The 18106-nt window shown below is 48.1% G+C and carries 21 protein-coding genes; 15 read left to right on the top strand and 6 right to left on the bottom strand.

Annotated features, from left to right (window positions below; translation table 11 throughout):
• The first annotated feature begins 1 nt into the window (after position 1).
• The 3 genes from ASG34_RS07495 (at position 2) to ASG34_RS07485 (ending at position 3256) form a co-directional block, all read left to right on the top strand.
• Complete coding sequence (locus ASG34_RS07495; RefSeq protein ID WP_055828808.1) at positions 2-1306, top strand: RsmB/NOP family class I SAM-dependent RNA methyltransferase; 1305 nt, start codon at positions 2-4, stop codon at positions 1304-1306.
• Positions 1307-1476: 170 nt separating this feature from the next.
• On the top strand, positions 1477-2721 hold the full coding sequence (locus ASG34_RS07490; protein WP_055828805.1) for a dicarboxylate/amino acid:cation symporter: 1245 nt from the start codon (positions 1477-1479) through the stop codon (positions 2719-2721).
• Positions 2722-2728: 7 nt separating this feature from the next.
• Positions 2729-3256, top strand: coding sequence for a GNAT family N-acetyltransferase (locus ASG34_RS07485; RefSeq protein ID WP_055828801.1), 528 nt, complete (start codon positions 2729-2731; stop codon positions 3254-3256).
• 216 nt (positions 3257-3472) lie between these two features.
• On the opposite strand, the gene ampD is transcribed toward ASG34_RS07485, so the two are convergent.
• A complete protein-coding gene (gene ampD / locus ASG34_RS07480; protein WP_055828799.1) occupies positions 3473-4030 on the bottom strand; it encodes a 1,6-anhydro-N-acetylmuramyl-L-alanine amidase AmpD in 558 nt (185 codons plus the stop codon).
• Positions 4031-4155: 125 nt separating this feature from the next.
• Between ampD and ASG34_RS07475 the strand changes: the two genes are divergently transcribed.
• Complete coding sequence (locus ASG34_RS07475) at positions 4156-5166, top strand: sodium:calcium antiporter (RefSeq protein WP_055829177.1); 1011 nt, start codon at positions 4156-4158, stop codon at positions 5164-5166.
• An 88-nt stretch (positions 5167-5254) separates the two neighbouring features.
• Here ASG34_RS07475 and ASG34_RS07470 read toward each other — a convergent pair whose 3' ends face one another.
• A complete protein-coding gene (locus ASG34_RS07470; protein ID WP_055828795.1) occupies positions 5255-6760 on the bottom strand; it encodes a sigma-54-dependent transcriptional regulator in 1506 nt (501 codons plus the stop codon).
• Positions 6761-8374 (bottom strand): sensor histidine kinase, encoded by a 1614-nt coding sequence (locus ASG34_RS07465; RefSeq protein WP_082504836.1) that lies wholly within the window; start codon positions 8372-8374, stop codon positions 6761-6763.
• A gap of 276 nt (positions 8375-8650) precedes the next feature.
• Between ASG34_RS07465 and ASG34_RS07460 the strand changes: the two genes are divergently transcribed.
• The 3 genes from ASG34_RS07460 to ASG34_RS07450 are packed head-to-tail and all read left to right on the top strand — an operon-like array spanning position 8651 to position 10161.
• Positions 8651-9235 carry an RNA polymerase sigma factor gene (locus ASG34_RS07460; RefSeq protein WP_055828790.1) on the top strand — a complete coding sequence of 195 codons (585 nt, stop codon included), beginning with the start codon at positions 8651-8653 and terminating at the stop codon, positions 9233-9235.
• Positions 9232-9603 carry a DUF3619 family protein gene (locus tag ASG34_RS07455; protein ID WP_055828787.1) on the top strand — a complete coding sequence of 124 codons (372 nt, stop codon included), beginning with the start codon at positions 9232-9234 and terminating at the stop codon, positions 9601-9603. Before ASG34_RS07460 ends, ASG34_RS07455 begins: the two co-directional genes overlap by 4 nt.
• A 48-nt stretch (positions 9604-9651) precedes the next feature.
• Complete coding sequence (locus ASG34_RS07450) at positions 9652-10161, top strand: DUF3106 domain-containing protein (RefSeq protein WP_082504835.1); 510 nt, start codon at positions 9652-9654, stop codon at positions 10159-10161.
• A gap of 80 nt (positions 10162-10241) precedes the next feature.
• On the opposite strand, the gene pbpG is transcribed toward ASG34_RS07450, so the two are convergent.
• Positions 10242-11318, bottom strand: coding sequence for a D-alanyl-D-alanine endopeptidase (gene pbpG, locus ASG34_RS07445; protein WP_055829171.1), 1077 nt, complete (start codon positions 11316-11318; stop codon positions 10242-10244).
• 185 nt (positions 11319-11503) lie between these two features.
• Here pbpG and ASG34_RS07440 point away from each other — a divergent pair, with 185 nt between their 5' ends.
• On the top strand, positions 11504-11917 hold the full coding sequence (locus ASG34_RS07440) for a glycine cleavage system protein H (RefSeq protein ID WP_235559700.1): 414 nt from the start codon (positions 11504-11506) through the stop codon (positions 11915-11917).
• A 20-nt stretch (positions 11918-11937) separates the two neighbouring features.
• Here the strand turns inward: ASG34_RS07440 and ASG34_RS07435 are convergent, their stop codons facing one another.
• Entirely contained in the window at positions 11938-12132 is a 195-nt protein-coding gene (locus ASG34_RS07435; RefSeq protein WP_055828784.1) for a hypothetical protein, read from the bottom strand.
• 130 nt (positions 12133-12262) lie between these two features.
• On the opposite strand from ASG34_RS07435, the gene ASG34_RS07430 reads away from it, so the two are divergent.
• The 7 genes from ASG34_RS07430 to ASG34_RS07400 all read left to right on the top strand — a co-directional run bounded on the left by ASG34_RS07430 (position 12263) and on the right by ASG34_RS07400 (position 17554).
• Entirely contained in the window at positions 12263-12526 is a 264-nt protein-coding gene (locus ASG34_RS07430; RefSeq protein WP_055828782.1) for an FmdB family zinc ribbon protein, read from the top strand.
• A gap of 18 nt (positions 12527-12544) precedes the next feature.
• Positions 12545-13138 carry a DUF502 domain-containing protein gene (locus ASG34_RS07425; RefSeq protein WP_055828779.1) on the top strand — a complete coding sequence of 198 codons (594 nt, stop codon included), beginning with the start codon at positions 12545-12547 and terminating at the stop codon, positions 13136-13138.
• 37 nt (positions 13139-13175) lie between these two features.
• Entirely contained in the window at positions 13176-14966 is a 1791-nt protein-coding gene (gene aspS / locus ASG34_RS07420) for an aspartate--tRNA ligase (RefSeq protein ID WP_055828775.1), read from the top strand.
• 82 nt (positions 14967-15048) lie between these two features.
• Entirely contained in the window at positions 15049-15567 is a 519-nt protein-coding gene (locus ASG34_RS07415; protein ID WP_200934472.1) for an adenine phosphoribosyltransferase, read from the top strand.
• Between the two features lie 80 nt (positions 15568-15647).
• Positions 15648-16079 carry a VOC family protein gene (locus ASG34_RS07410; RefSeq protein WP_055828769.1) on the top strand — a complete coding sequence of 144 codons (432 nt, stop codon included), beginning with the start codon at positions 15648-15650 and terminating at the stop codon, positions 16077-16079.
• A 141-nt stretch (positions 16080-16220) separates the two neighbouring features.
• A complete protein-coding gene (locus tag ASG34_RS07405) occupies positions 16221-17009 on the top strand; it encodes a quinoprotein dehydrogenase-associated SoxYZ-like carrier (protein WP_055828768.1) in 789 nt (262 codons plus the stop codon).
• Between the two features lie 125 nt (positions 17010-17134).
• Positions 17135-17554, top strand: coding sequence for a secondary thiamine-phosphate synthase enzyme YjbQ (locus tag ASG34_RS07400; protein WP_055828765.1), 420 nt, complete (start codon positions 17135-17137; stop codon positions 17552-17554).
• 106 nt (positions 17555-17660) lie between these two features.
• Here the strand turns inward: ASG34_RS07400 and ASG34_RS07395 are convergent, their stop codons facing one another.
• Positions 17661-18092, bottom strand: a complete 432-nt coding sequence (locus tag ASG34_RS07395) for a CBS domain-containing protein (RefSeq protein ID WP_055828763.1) — start codon at positions 18090-18092, stop codon at positions 17661-17663.
• Between the last annotated feature and the right edge of the window lie 14 nt (positions 18093-18106).

The following is an 18106-nucleotide window of genomic DNA, read 5'->3' as shown; positions in this document are numbered from 1 at the left end:
TATGAATTCCACCCTTATGCGCCAAACGGCGGCTTTATTAAACGACATGCTGCAGTTCGAAAGCCCGGCCGATGGCAAACTCAGTGAGTTTTTTCGCCAGCATAGGGAGCTGGGCACTAAAGAGCGTGCCTGGATCGCTGAAACCGCCTATGGTGTATTGCGTCGCTATCGCTACTTGCGCGAAATCAGCATCACAGAGCCTGATGAACAGGAAGACACGCGTAAACTGATCCTGGCCTATTTGATCAAGATAGAAGGCAAAAGCATACGCGACCTCGACGAGATGCTAGACGAGCGCCAAAAAGAATGGGCCGTGCAAATTAAAAGCAAAACCAGCGAAGGGTTTGCGCCCGCCATTCTGGCCGATGTACGCGACTGGTTCTGGGACAAACTGGTGGCGCAATACGGCGAAGCCGAAGCCATGACCATCTGCCGCAGCATGTTCGAGCAAGCCAGCCTGGATTTACGCGTTAACACTATCAAAGCTACCCGCGAAGAAGTGCTTGCTCGCATGCTGGCTGAAAATACCGTTAAAGATAATGTGATTACCACCACGCCCTATTCGCCAGTCGGTATCCGCATGGGCTCACGCCTGAATATCGGCAAACACATCCTGTTTACCGAAGGCAAGATTGAGGTGCAGGATGAAGGCAGCCAATTGCTGAGTTACCTGGTTGCCCCAAAACGCGGGCAAATGGTGGCTGATTTATGCGCAGGCGCTGGTGGCAAAACGCTTGCGCTAGGTGCCTTGATGAAAAACACCGGTCGCTTGTACGCGTTCGATGTTTCTGAAAAACGCTTGAATAATTTAGGCCATCGCTTGAAACGCAGTGGATTATCCAACCTGCAGGCGCAGCTGATCAACAATGAAAATGATATAAAACTCAAACGCCTGAACGGCAAGTTCGACCGTGTGCTGGTGGATGCGCCATGTAGCGGCTTGGGGACTTTACGCCGCAACCCGGATCTGAAGTGGCGCCAAACCGAGCAAGACGTAGCCGAGTTAAATGTAAAACAAACCAATATTCTGGCGCGTGCAGCCAAACTGTGCAAAACAGGTGGCCGCGTGATTTATGCGACGTGTAGCCTGTTGCGTGATGAAAACGAGTCGATCGCCGAAGCATTTCTGCAAGCGCATCCAGACTTTAAATTGATCCCTGCCAGTCAAGTGTTGGCACAGCAGAACATTGATCTGGATACTGGCGAATACCTGAAACAACTGCCGCATTTGCACGGGACGGATGGCTTTTTTGCGGCGGTATTTGAGAAGGCGGGTCAAACAACCGAGGTCGCAAAGGATTCTTGATTAGAAAACACTATAAGCTGCTGAAGCATCGATTAGATTGGGCTTAGCAGCTATCTTTGTCCCAGTAGATTAGAGGCAGCAATCAATCAGCAATAGACGACTGGGACATGTCAATACTACTTTTTTGAGTTATTCTTAATCCACGATTGATTAATTCTTAAAGCATAGAAATGACAAAACTGACTCTGAATCTGCAAATACTCATCGCTGCGGTGCTGGGTATTGCCGGGGGGTGGGCGATGCATGGCTTGCCCGCACATTCAGAAACACTAAAGTGGAGTCTTTACGCCACCAATCTGGTCGGTACGCTGTTTATAGACTTACTCAAAATGGTGATGATCCCGCTGGTGTTTTGTGCCATTGTGACCGGGATTGCCAATCTGCGGCAGCATAGTCAGATTAACCTGGTGTGGAAAACCACTCTCCTCTTCTTTGCCACCACAACCATCATTGCAGTGGTCATCGGTATTAGTGCCAGCCAGATTTTCAAACCGGGCGAAGGCTTGCATCTGGCCATGTTTGCCGATGCAATGCAGCAGTTTGAATCCAGGCAAATGACTTTGCCCGAGTTTTTCACCCAGTTTCTGCATGGCATTTTCATGAACCCTTTCAAAGCGCTGGCTGATGGTAATATTCTCGCTATCGTCGCTTACGCATTGTTGCTGGGTATTGCGCTGGTGATGGCTTCAGACCGCTATCCGCAATTGCTGGGTTTGATTGAAGAAGGCATGCGTTTATCCATGCAAATGATAGGCTGGATCATGCGCCTGGCACCGTTCGGGATTGGTGCCTTGCTGTTCAAGCTGGTAGCCACACAGGATTTGAGCCTGTTTACCACCTTGGCCAAGTTTATGCTGGTGGTCACCGGTACGACTTTGCTGCATGGGCTGGTCGTGTTGCCTGCTTTATTATTCCTGATCACCCGCAAGCGGCCGTGGTGGTTTTTGCGCAATGCCAAAGAAGCCTTAATCACTGCTTTTGCGACCAGCTCGAGCAATGCCACCATGCCGGTCACCATGCGCTGTGCCACGCAAAATATGCAGGTGAAACCTGAGATTGCCGGGTTCGTCGTGCCGCTAGGGGCAACAGTGAATATGGATGGCACCGCCTTGTACGAAGCCGCTGCTGCCTTGTTTGTCGCGCAACTGGCAGGGATTGACTTGTCGCTTGGTCAGCAACTGGTGGTGTGCTTCACTACCATGATTGCAGCTATGGGCGCGCCTGGCATCCCAAGTGCCGGGATGGTCACCATGGTGATGGTATTGCAAAGTGTAGGCTTGCCCGCGGAAGCGATTGCGATATTATTGCCCATAGACCGCTTGCTCGATACGGTCAGAACCGCTGTTAACGTGGAAGGCGATATGATAGGCAGCCTGGTGGTACAACACGTGACTGAATCCCATTCTTCGAGCTAAACCATCCATGTTAGAACAACGCATAGCCCAGGTTTCAGATACCCCCGTCATTTGCGCATTGGTCAATGCCGCTTATCGCGGAGAGACTAGTCGCGCTGGATGGACTACAGAAGCCGATTTACTCTCCGGTGTGCGCACCAGTGAACGCACCATCCAGGCGCTGATTGAAAGCGAGGATACCTGTATTTTGCTAGGTGAAGAAGCTGGTGGGGTAGTGGCTGCCTGTATTTGCCTGGAGAGGCATGCGGATTCCGCGGAGATGGTGCACTTAGGTATGATTGCTGTTTCGCCTTTATTGCAGAATCGTGGGTATGGGAAAACCATGATACTGGCAGCGGAAAAGCTGGCAAAAGCACAGTGGGAGGCACAGCGGGCGGAAATGATGGTGATTAGCCTGCGGAAGGAGTTGATTGAATTTTATCAGCGGCTGGGATACCAGGCGACTGGGGAGACGGTGCCGTTTCCGCATCAGCCGGATATGTGGCAAGCGCAGGTGGAGAATATGCAGTTGATTGTTTTGCAGAAGGTGTTGTGAATTATGAACCTGCCTGTAAATTGAATGCTTTTCGATGCTTATTCATCGAAGGTTACTTTTAAAACACCACTCATCTCAGAAAGTAAGGAGCCCTGCAAGGGAGGGTCTAGGTAAAAGTTAATGCTGAGCTTAGTTTCAAAAGGAATAAGCTTGTACTTTCTGGAAGTTCTAGTAATTCATTCCTCGAATATTCACTATAAACCAAAGCTGGCACGACTAGCTGGATGGTGTAATCCGCTGCCAATTGAAAAAAGGACCGGGGTCGGTTTTACGCCCTGGCGCAATCTCTGAATGGCCAACGATATGCTGGATTGGGTAACGTTTTTTTAATGCGTCAATCAGCGCTTGCAAGGTCAGATACTGCGCGTCTTCAAATACGCATTCGTCACTGCCTTCAAGCTCTATACCAATAGAGAAATCATTACAGCGCTCTCTGCCCTCCCATGAGGAAACGCCTGCATGCCAGGCGCGTTGTGCGCAGCTGGCAAATTGTATTAATTCACCTTCACGGCGGATCAGAAAATGCGCCGACACTTTCAGATGCGCAATCTCTGCATAGTACGGATGCTCATTGGCATCCAGCTGGTTGGTAAATAGCTGGATAATTCCCGGGCCGCCAAATTCGTTTGGAGGCAGACTGATGTTATGGATGACAATCATGTCTATGCTGGTACCAGCAGGACGGTCATCCGTATTGGGTGAGTTTATGATCCGGCATGGGCTGGCCATGCCTTGGGTATCAATTTCTATGAAGGAGGAAAGCGCAGGCAACATGCCAACATTGTAGGTGAATTTGTGCGAATTGCGTTATGATTCCGCCCGCAACCACAAGTTTGTCATTCCATGCCGCATTGGCGGAGGCTGCATGGAAACTGATTACCGCCAGGACAGGAACAAGCATGGTTTTCTTACAGTTGTTATTAATGTTGGTGGTGATACTGATTGCCGCAGAAGTGTTTACCAATGCACTGGAGCATTTGGGTGAACGCCTCGGTATTTCAGAAGGTGTGACCGGCTCTATTTTTGCTGCAGTTGGCACGGCTCTTCCTGAAACATTGGTGCCCCTGCTGGCCATTTTCTCTTACACCTCCTCAACGGGCGATAGCCATGCCGGTCATGATATCGGCATAGGCGCAATTCTGGGCGCTCCACTCATGCTGGGTACACTTTCTATCAGCTTGATGGCTTTGTCGGTATGGAAAAGACGCGGCAGCACCGGCCATATTCGTCCCGAGCGAACTGGCCTGGTCCGTGACCTGAATTTCTTTATCCTGGCATTTATATTTGCGACCATTGCCATGTTTGTGCCGCATACGGAAGCGATAGTGCGGTATGCGATCAGCATACTGATGGTACTGATCTATTTTGTTTATGTGTTGATGACCATTAAAGCCTCTAGAGGGTTGGTCGAGGAAGGCCACGCTACCGAGGCTGAAGACATCATGATGCTTTCCAAGCTTGGCCTGCCAACCAATATTGTAACTATCGTAGTACAGTTGCTGATTGGGTTGGGATTGCTGATTGCGGGTGCCAAAGGCTTTATCAATGAAGTGGAAACCGCAGCAGCGATTCTTGGTGTATCAGCGCTGTTGTTGTCACTACTGGTTATCCCGATTGCCACCGAACTACCGGAAAAAGTAAACAGCATTATTTGGATACGCAAAGGTAAAGATACACTGGCTTTCGGTAATATTACCGGCGCCATGGTGTTTCAAGGCACCTTGTTGCCCGCAATCGGCATTATGCTGACAGACTGGGCACCACGCCAGGAAGTCGCTTTAGGGATTTTGATTACTCTGCTGGCGGCGGTGTGGTTACGCTACCGGGTTGCCAAAGGTGGTTTGCTGGTATGGCACTTGTTGGTCAATGGTCTGTTCTATTTAATTTACCTGGCGATTGTTCTGAATTAAGACCATGTTTTACAAAAGATTAAGGCCCTGTGAAGGTCCTTAATCTTTTTAAACGGCTAATTTACCAGTCTCAACTTCGGCTTAAATCTTAATCCTCTTCATTTTCTACGTCTTCAATATCCTGTTCTTTAGATAAACCAAGTTTGGATAATCGATAACGTAAAGTACGGAAACTGATACCCAGCAATTTGGCAGCAGCCGTTTTGTTATTATTAGTTTTTTCAAGTGCCTGCAAGATGGTCCGTTTTTCAATATCCTCGAGATAATCTGACAAGCTGACATCCATAGGCAGCATGGTGTTACCTGCATTGGCTGGTTTAATCGCGCTGTCACCAGCTAATGCAGCCTCGGTGCGTGGAGAATGGTATATAGACGAATCGACATTTTCTTCGGCAGCAGCGGGCGAGTGCCATGGCAACACTGGTTTGTCACTTAACACTACCGGTGGCATGTCCTCCAGCGATAAATCCTCAATCGCGATGGTAAGTCCATCACATAATGCCAGCGCGCGTTCCAGCATGTTTTCCAGCTCACGTACATTGCCATGAAACTGTAGCTGCTGGATATACACTTTGGCTTCAGGCGCAATAGCGGGTTTGCTGATATTCTGGTTCTGGCAGAGTTTAGCTAACAAGCGTTCAGTGAGTTCCGGAATATCCTCCGGCCGTTCGCGCAGGGATGGCATTTTGAGTTGAATCACATTCAGGCGGTAATACAGGTCTTGCCTGAATTCGCCTTTTTCCATCATGGCGTTCAGGTTTTTGTGGGTGGCAGAAATGATGCGCACATCAACCGTTTCTTCAATGGTGCTGCCAACTACACGTACTTTTTTCTCCTGGATTGCCCGCAATAATTTTACTTGCATGGCTAGCGGTAAATCAGCCACTTCATCCAGAAATAAAGTACCGCCATTGGCGGCTTGAAACAGGCCTTGTGTATCCTGTATGGCGCCGGTAAATGCCCCTTTTTTATAGCCGAAAAATTCGCTTTCCATCAGGTTTTCCGGGATGGCGCCGCAGTTGACGGCAATAAAGGCCTGGTCCTTGCGCGAGCTGTTCTGGTGGATAAGTCTGGCCGCCAGTTCCTTGCCGCTGCCGGATTCGCCACTGATGTAGACAGGCGCCTGGCTACGCGCCAGTTTCGCAATCATCGTGCGCACATAGCTCATGGCCGGAGATGCACCAATCAGGTCTACGGTATTGGCACCATTCGATTCTTTTTGCGAAGAAAGCTTAAGTGCAGATTCCACCAATGGGCGTAATTGTTTCAGTGAGATCGGTTTGGTAATGTAGTCAAATGCACCGGCTTTTAATGCCGAAACTGCATTCTCGGCACTACCATAAGCGGTGATCACCGCCACCGGTAACCCCGGGAATTGTGCATTGATATGTTGCACCAGTTCCAGCCCCAATCCATCCGGTAAACGCATATCAGTCAGGCATAAGTCATAACTGAAAGAGTGCAGCATGTGTTTGGCGTCAGTGACATTGCTTGCGCTCTCGGCCTGTATGCCCATGCGCTCAAGGGTCAACACGACTAATTCACGGATATCGGTTTCGTCATCGACTACCAGACAGCGATAGGAGTTTGCCATTTAAACGATTGCCTTCTTAATAGTCAGTGAAAATTGAGTGCCGTTTGTATTGCTTGAATAATCTAGTTTGGCGCCATTTGCTTCTGCAAGTTCACGCGCTATAAATAATCCCAGGCCGGTACCGGTTTTTTCCGTGGTCATAAACGGCTCGAACAAATGCGGCTGGATTTTTGGATCGATGCCGCTGCCATCATCTTTAATCAACACATGAATGAACTGGCCGCTTTTATCTCCAGTGACTTTGAGTTGCAGGCTACGTGGCTGTTGCTTGCTATGACGCCATCCATTTTTACATAAATTCCATAATATCTGATTGATATGTCTGCGATCAAACATCACCATGCCGTGTTTTTCCGGAATGCTGAGCGTGAAGGCGGCAGGGTCAATTTTTTCCACGGCACAAAACTGCTGGTAAAATTCCTGCATAAAGTTTTTGATGTTGAATTGTTCCTGGTTGGTTCTGTCACGACGATTCAGTTCCAGTACATCTTTAATGATTTGGTCCAGGCGCTGCACATTATCCGAAATAATTTGCAGCATGCGCTCTGTGCCAGGATCAACCGAATCTTCCTGCAATAGCTGGGTGGCATGGCTGATAGCACTTAAAGGGTTGCGGATTTCGTGCGCAATATTGGCGGTTAATCTGCCCAGGGCTGCCAGTTTGACCTGGTGTGCCTGGGTTTGGATTTGTGACCAGTCTTCAATAAAAATCACCACGCCATTGTCCATATTTTCCGAAATGGCATGAAAGCGGATGCCTAAGTCCCGATTATTAATCGTAAGTTTGGTGGCATCCTGTGATATCGGTCTGTTGGCTGGCGATGAGTGCAAAAGTTGAGTGATGGCAGGGGTCAGCATACTCAATGTTGCCTGCGATTTTACGATCTCCTGGCATTGGCTATCTTCCAGCCCGAGTAATTTGCAAGCCTGCAAGTTGTAATGTTTCAGGCGCTGATGCTGATCAATCACCAGCACGCCATTGGGCATTTCCTGCGTAATCAGCGCATTCGTCCGCGCGAGCTGTTCTATATCCTGCCCGCGTTCAGTGGCAAGTTTTTCACTGCTCTGCATGCGTGAGGTCAGTGTTTGCGCCAGCCATGCCGTGGCAAAACAACTTAATGAAAGCAGCACAGAACTGCTGTAATCATTGTAACTACCATTTTGCAGGCTATGTTTTAATACCTGGTGGGTGTTTTCAAGCAGGATACCTATCGTGGCTATTGCTGCATAAAACATGGCAAAGCGGCCATCGCTGATAAGCCCGGCGAAGATAATATTAATGATGAGCAATAGACCGATACCACTTTGGCCATCCTGTAGAAAATGCATCATCACGACAATAAATACAATATCCAGGCTGGTTTGCAGTTTTAACGCGAGCCCGCTTTTAGACTGAAGATGCCTGAAGCTGAAGCTGACGGTCAGTGCATAAAAGAAAAACACGACCAGTATCCAGAACACAAAAGCAGGAGCCTGAAAGGTGTGCTTGAAATACGGCCATAGCTGGCTGCCCAGCAACATGCCCGAAGCACACAGTCGATACAGGCTGTACAGTCTGAGATGCTGTAAGTCTGGTGCTTTTTCTGGCTGAGGCGTACTCATTGCTGCGACCATCGTGCAGTTTCCTGAAACCATGGTTTAACGATCAAGGCATGTGAGCGCATGCCTTCGTTTATAGGTAATTCTTTTTTGATTGTCATGAGGTGAGCCATACTTTTGCAGCCATCAAGCCTTATTCTATCAGTAATAAAATTAAAACTGATATACTCCAATCGACAGGGAGATAAACGATGCCTATTTCTTTGACCGCCAAAAAAATAATCATGAATGCGGCGAATAACGGGCATCGGCGAGTGGAAACTTTGATTATCTCGGGGATTAGGAACCGTAGTGGCGAGTGCGCAAGAAATATCAGATTTTTTACGTCAGATTGAAAAACGGGCGTTCAGGCAAACGGCTTATGCTGTGCGCGATGACCACGCCGCACTGGACATAATCCAGGACGCGATGCTGAAATTGGCAGATAAATATGCCAACAAGCCCATTGCTGAATACCCCATGCTATTTCAACGCATTCTGCAAAACACTACCCGTGATTATTGGCGTCGGCAAAAAGTCCGCAATTTATGGACTTCTTTGTTTTCTTCCTTTGGTCCGCAGGATGATGAAGAGTTTGATCTGCTGGAAACAATAGATGTTGAAGATGCCGACAATAATCCTGCAGACCAGCTCGAGCGCTCGCAAACCATGATTCTGATAGGAAAAGCTTTAGAAAAGTTACCAGCACGTCAACGAGAAGCATTCGTATTGCGTTATTGGGAGGAGTTGGATGTCGCCGAGACTGCGGAAGCCATGGGTTGTTCGCAAGGAAGTGTGAAAACGCATTGTTCCAGAGCGGTTAGCGCCATGTCCCAGTTGTTGGAACAAGCTGGTCTCGGTGGTCAGAAGTTGCAAAAAAGAGGAGTAAAGTCATGAGCAATCAACGTCATCCGGAAGACGACTTGCCATTGCCTCTACGTGAATGTGTGGATTTATTGAAAAATGATGTTACGCCACTATCCGTGGAGGTTGAGGCACGATTAACCAAAGCCAGGCAAGATGCCTTAAGGCGCTTTGCCGAAACCAAACAAACATCACCAATCATTGGCGATATCTTGTCCTGGGCGTCATTCGGCCACCCGCGCATGCTGGGTGCAGCCGCGTTATCTGTTTGTCTTGTAGTTACCATGTTGTTGATATCTAACCAGCATAACGATGATGCTTTGTTACTGAGTGCAGATTTGCCGGTGGAAGCTTTTGTCGATAATGGGTTTGAGCCCTGGCACTATTCAGAACACATTTAAAGTAAAGCTTTGGTTATTAGGTTTAAATTAATGGAACAATGAGAAGTGATGCGAAATCATTCATTTGTATTCGGGAGTGTGGTGTTGTCTTTGGGAGTCGCTGCAAGCGCACTTTCAGTGCAGGCTGGTGATCTCAATTCACGTCCGGCATTATTGGCAATGGCCGATATTGGCGCGATCAAGAATGATCTGTCGCCAGATGATCCTGCTGCCAATGTTACCTGGGCGCAATTAACTGATCAGCAACGCTTGGTGCTGGCACCTTTGAAAGGCGAATGGGATACCCTACGCCCATGGCAACGCGAAAAAATGCTGGATATTGCCCATCAATACCCGAAAATGGATGCCCAGAAACAACAGCGCGTTCAGAAGCAGTTAGTGAAGTGGAGTCGCATGACGCCTTATGAACGGGAAAATGCACGTAAGCGTTATCAGCAGTTCCAGAGTCTGAGCCCTGAGAAAAAAGAAGTGCTGCGTAAACAATGGAAAGAGCATCAGCGCAAAGCCGCAGCCAGCGAAGGGTATGACCCGGAGTTTGACGGCGCCGAGCCTAATTAAGGTTTGTGTATGACGTAAAAAAGCCCACATTACTTGCGGGCTTTTTTGTTGCTTGTGCTTATGTAGTGACTACGATCAGCTCAGTTAGCTTCTTCCCCCAGCGTTTTGCTCATCGATAAGCCTGTCAGCACGATGTCGCCGCGACCATCATTATGCGAGGTTAATGTATTGGAGTTGTGCTCCATCCATTTTTTAATCCGTTTCGCATCGCCGATACGCGTCAATTTTCCGACAGAATCCAGTAAGACCAATATCAGCGGTTCGCCTGCAATCGTTGCCTGCATCACCAAACAGCGGCCTGCTTCACTGATGTAGCCGGTTTTTGAGAGCCCGATTTCCCAGCTGCTGCGTGTACTTTCCCTCACCAATGCATTGGTGTTATGGAAATGCAGTGGTTGCCTTCTGTGAACATTCAAGTCGTAATCAGAAGTGGTCGTGATCTGGCGGATTGTCGGGTATTGATACGCTGCATGTACCATTCTTGCCAAGTCCATCGCGGTAGAAACGTTGTTGCTGTTCAGTCCGGTGGAGTCCTCGAAATGGGTATTCATCATGCCCAAACTTGCGGCTTTGGCATTCATATCCTGGATGAAGCGCTGTTTTCCACCCGGATAATGGGTTGCCAACGCTGATGCGGCACGGTTTTCAGAAGCAATGAGTGCCAGGTTCAGCAAATCTTCCCTGGTCATGGTGGTGCCTACCGGCAAGCGTGAAGAAGTACCTTTAAGGTAATCGACGTCCATTTCGGTAATCGAAACTTCTTCCGCCAGGTTAAGTTTCGCATCCAGAACGACCATGGCAGTCATCAGTTTGGTGACTGACGCTATTGGAGTAGGGGTGTCCAGGTTTTTGGAGTAAATAATTTCGTGCGTGTTCTGGTTCATCACCAGCGCTTTGGTCGAAGCAATTGCCAGATTGCTGTTGCTAGACTTGCCTGTGAAAGAGTCAAACATCTCTGCATCAACAGCAGGTTTTGAAACTTTTCTTGCATGCGCCCTGACTTTGGCCGGACGCATCGCTCTGGTTTTGTTTGGATTAACGCGATATTCGGATGAAACGCGCGGGCTGTATTTCTTCTGGGTACTAGAAACCGATTGTTTTTTCGATGGGGATTTTGCAATCGCTTGGCCTGCTGGCGCAAATGCAATCGAACTCACCAGTAAAACTTTAAGACAATGCTTGAAAAAACTCATGATCTACCTTCCAGAAACCAGTTTTATTATTGCCCAGTTATTATTCAGAGTCAATCACTTATCGCAATTTTCTAGTGTAAAAAATTAAAGCTTTACAACTGCTAATGTGACAGCGCTACCTTAATAAGCATTGGTCGGAATAATAGTCTATGGCACAATTATTATCACCTAATTTTTCTTTTTTAAAACTTATGTCAACAGGCTTGAAATACCTCTTTTCTAAAGAACACACATGGGCGGCACAATCTGAGGATGGGTCTTGGCTGGTTGGTGTGAGCGATTATGCGCAAAATATGCTGGGCGACGTGGTGTTTATAGACCCGCCAAAAGTTGGTCAGGCCGTAACCCAATTTGAAGTGTGCGGGCTGATTGAATCAGTAAAAACCGGTTCCGATATTTATGCGCCGTTGACTGGCGTTGTGCAGGCGATAAACGAGGATGCGTTGTCATCCCCGGAAAAAGTGAATGATCATCCTTATACGACCTGGCTTTTCAAGCTCGAGCCAAGTGCTGGCGGTGTTGAAGTGTTGCTGGATCAAGCCACTTACGAAGCGCAAGTTTAATCAGCCGTTCTAGCCGCTGATTATTGAATCCGGCGAATAGTCAGCGTCGGTTCAGAATACAAAATATCCGTAGCCAGTGCTGAAAGGGTACGGGTTTTTAACGGCACACTATTGAGCGTCAGGCGTTGGTGATGCGCATTCAGGTCGCGGCTAACTAAACCCAGAAAGATAAACAGGCTGGAAAGTGCTGCCATTTTAAAGCTTGTTTGTTGCATGCATGAGTCCTTAAAGTCTTTTTAATTCAATTACATCGCCGCCGTTTTGATGTTTTGCAGCTTGAATAATGTATAATTTGCCGCTTAATAAATCTTTTTCAGCAAGTTGTCCTTTGGGTTGCGTTTACATATGCCTATCTACGATTTCCAATGTAGCGAATGCGGATATCAGCAAGAGCTGATGCGCAAAGTTTCTGCACCTAGTGTGGACACCTGTCCACAATGTCAAAAAGAGACCTTTTCTAAAAAAGTGTCTGCGCCGAATTTCCAGTTAAGTGGCAGTGGCTGGTATGCAACTGACTTCAAAGGCGGCAGTAATTCAAGTGCCAGTAAAGCTGCAGAGCCCGCTTCTACAGAAGGTGTCAAGTGCGCTGCTGGCTGCGCCTGTCATTAAAAGCAAATAGCTGACACCATGAAAAAATACTTCATCACGGGTTTGCTGGTACTGGTCCCCTTATTTATTACGGTCTGGGTGCTTAAAACTTTAGTGCAAACGCTGGACCAGAGTTTGTTTTTGCTGCCTGCTGCCTGGCGTCCGGAAGCCTTGCTGGGCGTGGATATCCCCGGCTTTGGCGTGATATTGACGGTAGCGATTGTGCTGGCGACCGGCCTCGTAGCGACGAATATTTTTGGCCAGCAACTGATTGAACTTTGGGAAGGTTTATTAATCCGGGTCCCGGTGGTGAAATCTATCTATTCCAGCGTCAAACAAGTTTCTGATACCCTGTTTTCTGATTCTGGTAATGCATTCCGCCAGGCATTGTTGATTGAGTATCCGCGTCAGGGCGTATGGACGATTGCATTCCTGACAGGCACGCCGGGTGGCGATGTTGCCAATCATCTAAAAGGTGAATATGTCAGCGTCTATGTGCCAACCACGCCTAACCCGACCTCGGGTTTTTTCCTGATGCTGCCGAAAGCAGACGTGATCACTCTGGATATGAGTGTAGATCAAGCCTTGAAATACATTATCAGCATGGGTACAGTGGCGCCTTTGCCAAAATAGCACTAACCGCAACCCTTTCAACTTTATAAAAATTATTATGATGCGTACACATTACTGCGGCCATTTAAACCGCGAACATATCGGACAAACTGTGACACTGTGTGGCTGGGCCCATCGCCGTCGCGACCATGGCGGTGTGATTTTTATTGACCTGCGTGACCGTGAAGGCCTGGCGCAAATTGTGATCGACCCGGATACCAAAGAAGCGTTTGCCATTGCAGAAACCGTCCGTAACGAGTTTGTGCTGCGTGTGGTCTGTAAAGTGCGTGCCCGTCCTGAGGGTACTGTGAACAGCAATTTGCCTACCGGTGAAGTGGAAATGCTGGCAAGCGAGATTGAAGTGCTGAACCCTTCATTGACGCCACCGTTTATGCTGGATGACGATACCCTGACCGAAACTGTGCGCCTGGAGCATCGTTATATCGATCTGCGCCGCCCGGCCATGCAGAAAAACCTGATGCTGCGTTATAAAGTGGCAAAAAACCTGCGTGACTACCTGGATGAAAACGGCTTTATAGAAGTTGAAACACCAATGCTGACACGTTCTACACCAGAGGGTGCGCGCGACTACCTGGTGCCTTCGCGTGTACATCACGGCCAGTTCTTCGCCTTGCCGCAATCGCCGCAATTGTTCAAGCAATTGCTGATGGTGGCGGGTTTTGACCGTTATTTCCAGATTACCAAATGTTTCCGTGACGAGGATCTGCGCGCAGACCGTCAGCCGGAATTCACACAGGTCGATATCGAAACTTCATTCCTTGAAGAAAACGACATCATGGACCTGGTGGAAGAAATGATCCGCCGCATGCTGAAAAAAGTACAGGATGTGGATCTGCCAGCGCAATTCCCGCGCATGCCTTTCAGTGAAGCGATGAACCGTTACGGTTCAGACAAGCCGGATATGCGGGTTACGCTTGAAATCACTGAGCTCAGCGACGTGATGAAAGATGTCGATTTTAAAGTGTTTGCCGGTGCGGCCAATATGACAGGTGGCCGTGTAGCGGCGATTCGCGTCCCTAACGGCGCGGCCATCAGCCGTTCTGAAATCGATGCGTATACCGAATTCGTCAAAATTTACGGTGCAAAAGGCCTCGCTTACATTAAGATCAATGACATTACCAAGTTGAACGAGGAAGGTCTGCAAAGCCCGATTGTGAAAAACATTCACGTCAATGCGCTGCAAGCAATTATTGAACGTACTGGCGCGCAAAATGGCGATATTGTGTTCTTCGGGGCCGATAAAGCCAAGATCGTCAACGAAGCATTAGGCGCATTACGTACCAAAGTCGGCCACGAAAAAGGCCATGTCGATGGTCGCCAGTGGGCACCATTGTGGGTGGTTGATTTCCCGATGTTCGAGCATGATGAAGAAGGTGATCGTTGGGTTGCGCTGCACCATCCGTTTACTGCCCCTAAAGATGGCCATGAAGACTTGCTGGTCAGCAATCCTGGCGCTTGCCTGTCCAAGGCTTATGATATGGTGCTGAATGGCTGGGAAGTGGGTGGCGGTTCTGTGCGTATCCATAAACAGGACGTGCAATCGAAAGTATTTGATGCATTGAAAATCAGCAAGGAAGAAGCGCAAGAAAAGTTCGGTTTCCTGCTGGATGCATTGCAATACGGTGCGCCTCCGCACGGTGGTTTAGCCTTTGGTTTGGACCGCCTGGTAACCTTGATGACCGGGGCCGAGTCTATCCGTGACGTGATTGCTTTCCCGAAAACCCAGCGCGCGCAGTGCCTGATGACCAATGCGCCAAACGAGGTGGATGAGAAGCAGTTGCGCGAATTACATATTCGCGTACGTCAGCAAAATACTGCTACCAGTTGATGATGGGTATGCTTGCATGGTTTCTGCAAGCGCTCAGTAAGTTCAAGCGCGTCCTCAGGGCGCGTTTTTTTATTGCAAGGTGATTATGTTTGAGTCTTTGATCCGAACTATTCCCGATTATCCCAAAGCAGGAATCCAGTTTCGTGACATCACGACACTGCTACAGGATAAACAAGGGTTTTCCGCAGCGATTGATCGTTTGAGCAAACAATTTGAACAGCACACATTTGACAAGATAGTGGCGATGGAAGCGCGAGGCTTTATTATCGGCGCAGCGCTGGCAGTCAAACTGGGTATTGGTTTTGTGCCTGCACGCAAGCCTGGCAAGTTACCATGGGCTACCGTTTCGCAAGCTTACACCCTGGAATATGGTATAGATACATTAGAAATGCATGAAGATGCGATCAAGCCTGGTGAGCGTATCCTGCTGGTGGATGACCTGATAGCAACCGGTGGCACCGCACTGGCGGTGGTAACGCTTGTCCGGCAGTTGGGTGGTGTGCTGGAACAGGCCGCCTTTGTGATTGACCTGCCCGAACTGGGTGGCATGCAACAATTGGCGAATGCTGGTGTGCAGGGATTTGCCTTATGCCAGTTCTGATTGCGTTGCATTAAGTTTTGTACGCAAGAAATTTTGTACTATAGTTGCCGACTGTAATCATTTTTTTTCATAAGGTAATCATGCCGTTAACCGAAATCAATCATGTGAATTTCCGCTCTGATCGCGACACCATGCACAAGCTGCGTGATTTTTATTGCGATGTTCTAGGGCTAACGGTTGGCAAACGCGTTGCCAGTACCACCTATGGTTATTGGCTGTATATTGGCAATAACGACGTGATTCACCTGGCCGAATACAAAACTGCCGAAGCGCCGAAGCTACACGTGCATGGCACTTTCGACCATGTTTCATTTACCTGTACCGATATGCCGGAGATGGAAGCGCGCCTGAAGTCCTATTCGCTGGAATACACTACTCGCACATTGGCCAATGGCATACAGCAAATTAACCTGCGCGACCCTGCCGGCAATGGCGTAGAGCTAAATTTTGAAGAGTATGCTGACCCTGATTATGAGATGCGTCCTTCTGGCGACCCAAGCAAACAGGCGTAACTATTAGAAATACTTGTAAGCATTAAAGTGTGATGAGTATCACATATTCAAGTTGTGTTTCCGGAGCAGAATGGCTTTCATGGCGTTGATATAAACAAATTGAAATAAATAATAAGCTAGACACGAGACATGGGGAATCAAATGAAAAGATTATGGATATTGGTAATAGCATTGTCGGCACTTTGCTTGAGCACATTTGCGCAAGCTGAAGCGGATCCTAAACTATGGGCAATTGTGAAAGAGGCATTTTTCCCTAAACGGGATATTCAGGAGGTGGACTTCCTGAAAATTGAAGCGCCTAAACGCGCCGAGAGTGGAGCACAAGTGCCGGTTACTTTCACTTATGACAAAGCGGCCGCGAATGGAGTTGATCTTAAGAAATTATATGTGATAGTCGATGCCAATCCGATTCAGTTAGCTTCTACTTATCATTTAACCGATAGCTTGAATGGTTTTCACATGGCCACCCGAATCCGGCAAGAAACAGATTCTTATGTGCGCTTGATTGGCGAAACTGCCGATGGCAAGTTATACATGGCAAAACGTGAAATTCGCGCAGCTGGCGGCTGTGGCGGTACGGTGGACAATAACGAATCTGAAGTGCGTACCGCCGCTGGTAAAATCAAACTCAATGTCGATGCGCCCAAAATGGGTGAAACAGCCACCGCTACTTTTAATATCAGGCACGTCATGCGCACAGGTTTACAGCGTGACCTGGTTTCACAAGGGTATGTGCCGGCTTTTTATATCAATAAGACGACATTTACCTACAACGGTAAAGAGTTGATGACAGTAGATGTGGGTGTGGGTACCAGTGAAGATCCGTATATGAAATTCAGCTTCGTGCCTGATGCCCCAGGTAAACTGGAAATAGTCGCCACCGATAATGAGGGCAAAACTTTTACGCAAAGCGTTGATGTGCACAGCTAAATTGCATAACGGGTTAATAAAGGGTCTCGAATGAGGCCCTTTTGCTTTTATGGCCTGCATTCTTCAATCGCTGGAGTTTGTCAGCCAGTGTTAAAATAAGCTCATCGGAATCAGGAGAATAAAGTATGAAAAGTTTTCGCAAAGAGTTGTGGTTTAACATTCCGGCACGGATGGATTTTAAAAACATCACAGAAGATGTCATCGCCTGCGTTCGCGAGAGCAAAGTGAAAGAAGGATTGGTGTTGATCAATGCCATGCATATTTCTGCCAGTGTATTTATCAATGATGATGAGCGTGGGCTGCATCACGATTACAAAGTCTGGCTGGAAAAACTGGCACCGCACGAACCTGTGAGTGGTTATCGCCACAATGATACCGGTGAAGATAATGCCGATGCACATATCAAGCGCCAGATCATGGGCCGAGAAGTGGTAATCGCTATCACTGAAGGCCAGTTAGATTTTGGCCCATGGGAACAGATTTTTTACGGTGAGTTCGATGGCCGTCGCAACAAGCGGGTGTTGATCAAGATTATTGGTGAATAAGGCAGCGTAGCCTTTAAATAGAGCGTTAAAAATAATGCCGCCACATCAGGGCGGCATTATTTTTATGTTGGCTTGAATTGCTCGTGCAATCAGGGAAAGCACTGATTCAACTATGAATATAGCTTTCCAGCTGTTTAATCAGCTCCTGCTGATAGCTAATCGTTTCTTTCAAAATATCGCCAATCGATAACATGCCCAGCATTTTCCCTTTATCCACCACTGGCAAGTGCCGGAAGCGTTTTTCAAGCATGGTGTTCATGGCGGATTCCACCAGTTCGTCAGGTTTCCCGGTGATGACTTTTTGCGTCATGACTTCCCCTACGTCTGTCGTTTTTGAGGAGCGGCCTTTGAGAATAATCTCGCGCGCATAATCCCGCTCAGAGAAAATACCGACCAGCTCGCCATCCTTGATGACAGCCAGTGCGCCAATTTTGTACTCTGAGAGAATAACCAGGGCGTCATACACCGGCCTGTTAGGGGCAATGCTGATGATCCCCTGGTGAGTTTTCTGATTGAGTACTTGCTGAAGAGTCTTCATCACTTCCTCCTATC

Source organism: Methylophilus sp. Leaf416, assembly GCF_001424665.1.
Lineage (GTDB): Bacteria > Pseudomonadota > Gammaproteobacteria > Burkholderiales > Methylophilaceae > Methylophilus.
Note: the sequence above shows the minus strand (reverse complement) of the source record. Positions and strands in the feature narration are given on the sequence as shown.

Bases quoted from the DNA above. Each gene is read 5' to 3' on its own strand.
- ASG34_RS07495 (WP_055828808.1), top strand. From the start codon at position 2: ATGAATTCCACCCTTATGCGCCAAACGGCGGCTTTATTAAACGACATG.
- ASG34_RS07490 (WP_055828805.1), top strand. From the start codon at position 1,477: ATGACAAAACTGACTCTGAATCTGCAAATACTCATCGCTGCGGTGCTG.
- ASG34_RS07485 (WP_055828801.1), top strand. From the start codon at position 2,729: ATGTTAGAACAACGCATAGCCCAGGTTTCAGATACCCCCGTCATTTGC.
- ampD (WP_055828799.1), bottom strand. From the start codon at position 4,030: ATGTTGCCTGCGCTTTCCTCCTTCATAGAAATTGATACCCAAGGCATG.
- ASG34_RS07475 (WP_055829177.1), top strand. From the start codon at position 4,156: ATGGTTTTCTTACAGTTGTTATTAATGTTGGTGGTGATACTGATTGCC.
- ASG34_RS07470 (WP_055828795.1), bottom strand. From the start codon at position 6,760: ATGGCAAACTCCTATCGCTGTCTGGTAGTCGATGACGAAACCGATATC.
- ASG34_RS07465 (WP_082504836.1), bottom strand. From the start codon at position 8,374: ATGGTCGCAGCAATGAGTACGCCTCAGCCAGAAAAAGCACCAGACTTA.
- ASG34_RS07455 (WP_055828787.1), top strand. From the start codon at position 9,232: ATGAGCAATCAACGTCATCCGGAAGACGACTTGCCATTGCCTCTACGT.
- ASG34_RS07450 (WP_082504835.1), top strand. From the start codon at position 9,652: ATGCGAAATCATTCATTTGTATTCGGGAGTGTGGTGTTGTCTTTGGGA.
- ASG34_RS07440 (WP_235559700.1), top strand. From the start codon at position 11,504: ATGGCACAATTATTATCACCTAATTTTTCTTTTTTAAAACTTATGTCA.
- ASG34_RS07435 (WP_055828784.1), bottom strand. From the start codon at position 12,132: ATGCAACAAACAAGCTTTAAAATGGCAGCACTTTCCAGCCTGTTTATC.
- ASG34_RS07430 (WP_055828782.1), top strand. From the start codon at position 12,263: ATGCCTATCTACGATTTCCAATGTAGCGAATGCGGATATCAGCAAGAG.
- ASG34_RS07425 (WP_055828779.1), top strand. From the start codon at position 12,545: ATGAAAAAATACTTCATCACGGGTTTGCTGGTACTGGTCCCCTTATTT.
- aspS (WP_055828775.1), top strand. From the start codon at position 13,176: ATGATGCGTACACATTACTGCGGCCATTTAAACCGCGAACATATCGGA.
- ASG34_RS07410 (WP_055828769.1), top strand. From the start codon at position 15,648: ATGCCGTTAACCGAAATCAATCATGTGAATTTCCGCTCTGATCGCGAC.
- ASG34_RS07405 (WP_055828768.1), top strand. From the start codon at position 16,221: ATGAAAAGATTATGGATATTGGTAATAGCATTGTCGGCACTTTGCTTG.
- ASG34_RS07400 (WP_055828765.1), top strand. From the start codon at position 17,135: ATGAAAAGTTTTCGCAAAGAGTTGTGGTTTAACATTCCGGCACGGATG.
- ASG34_RS07395 (WP_055828763.1), bottom strand. From the start codon at position 18,092: ATGAAGACTCTTCAGCAAGTACTCAATCAGAAAACTCACCAGGGGATC.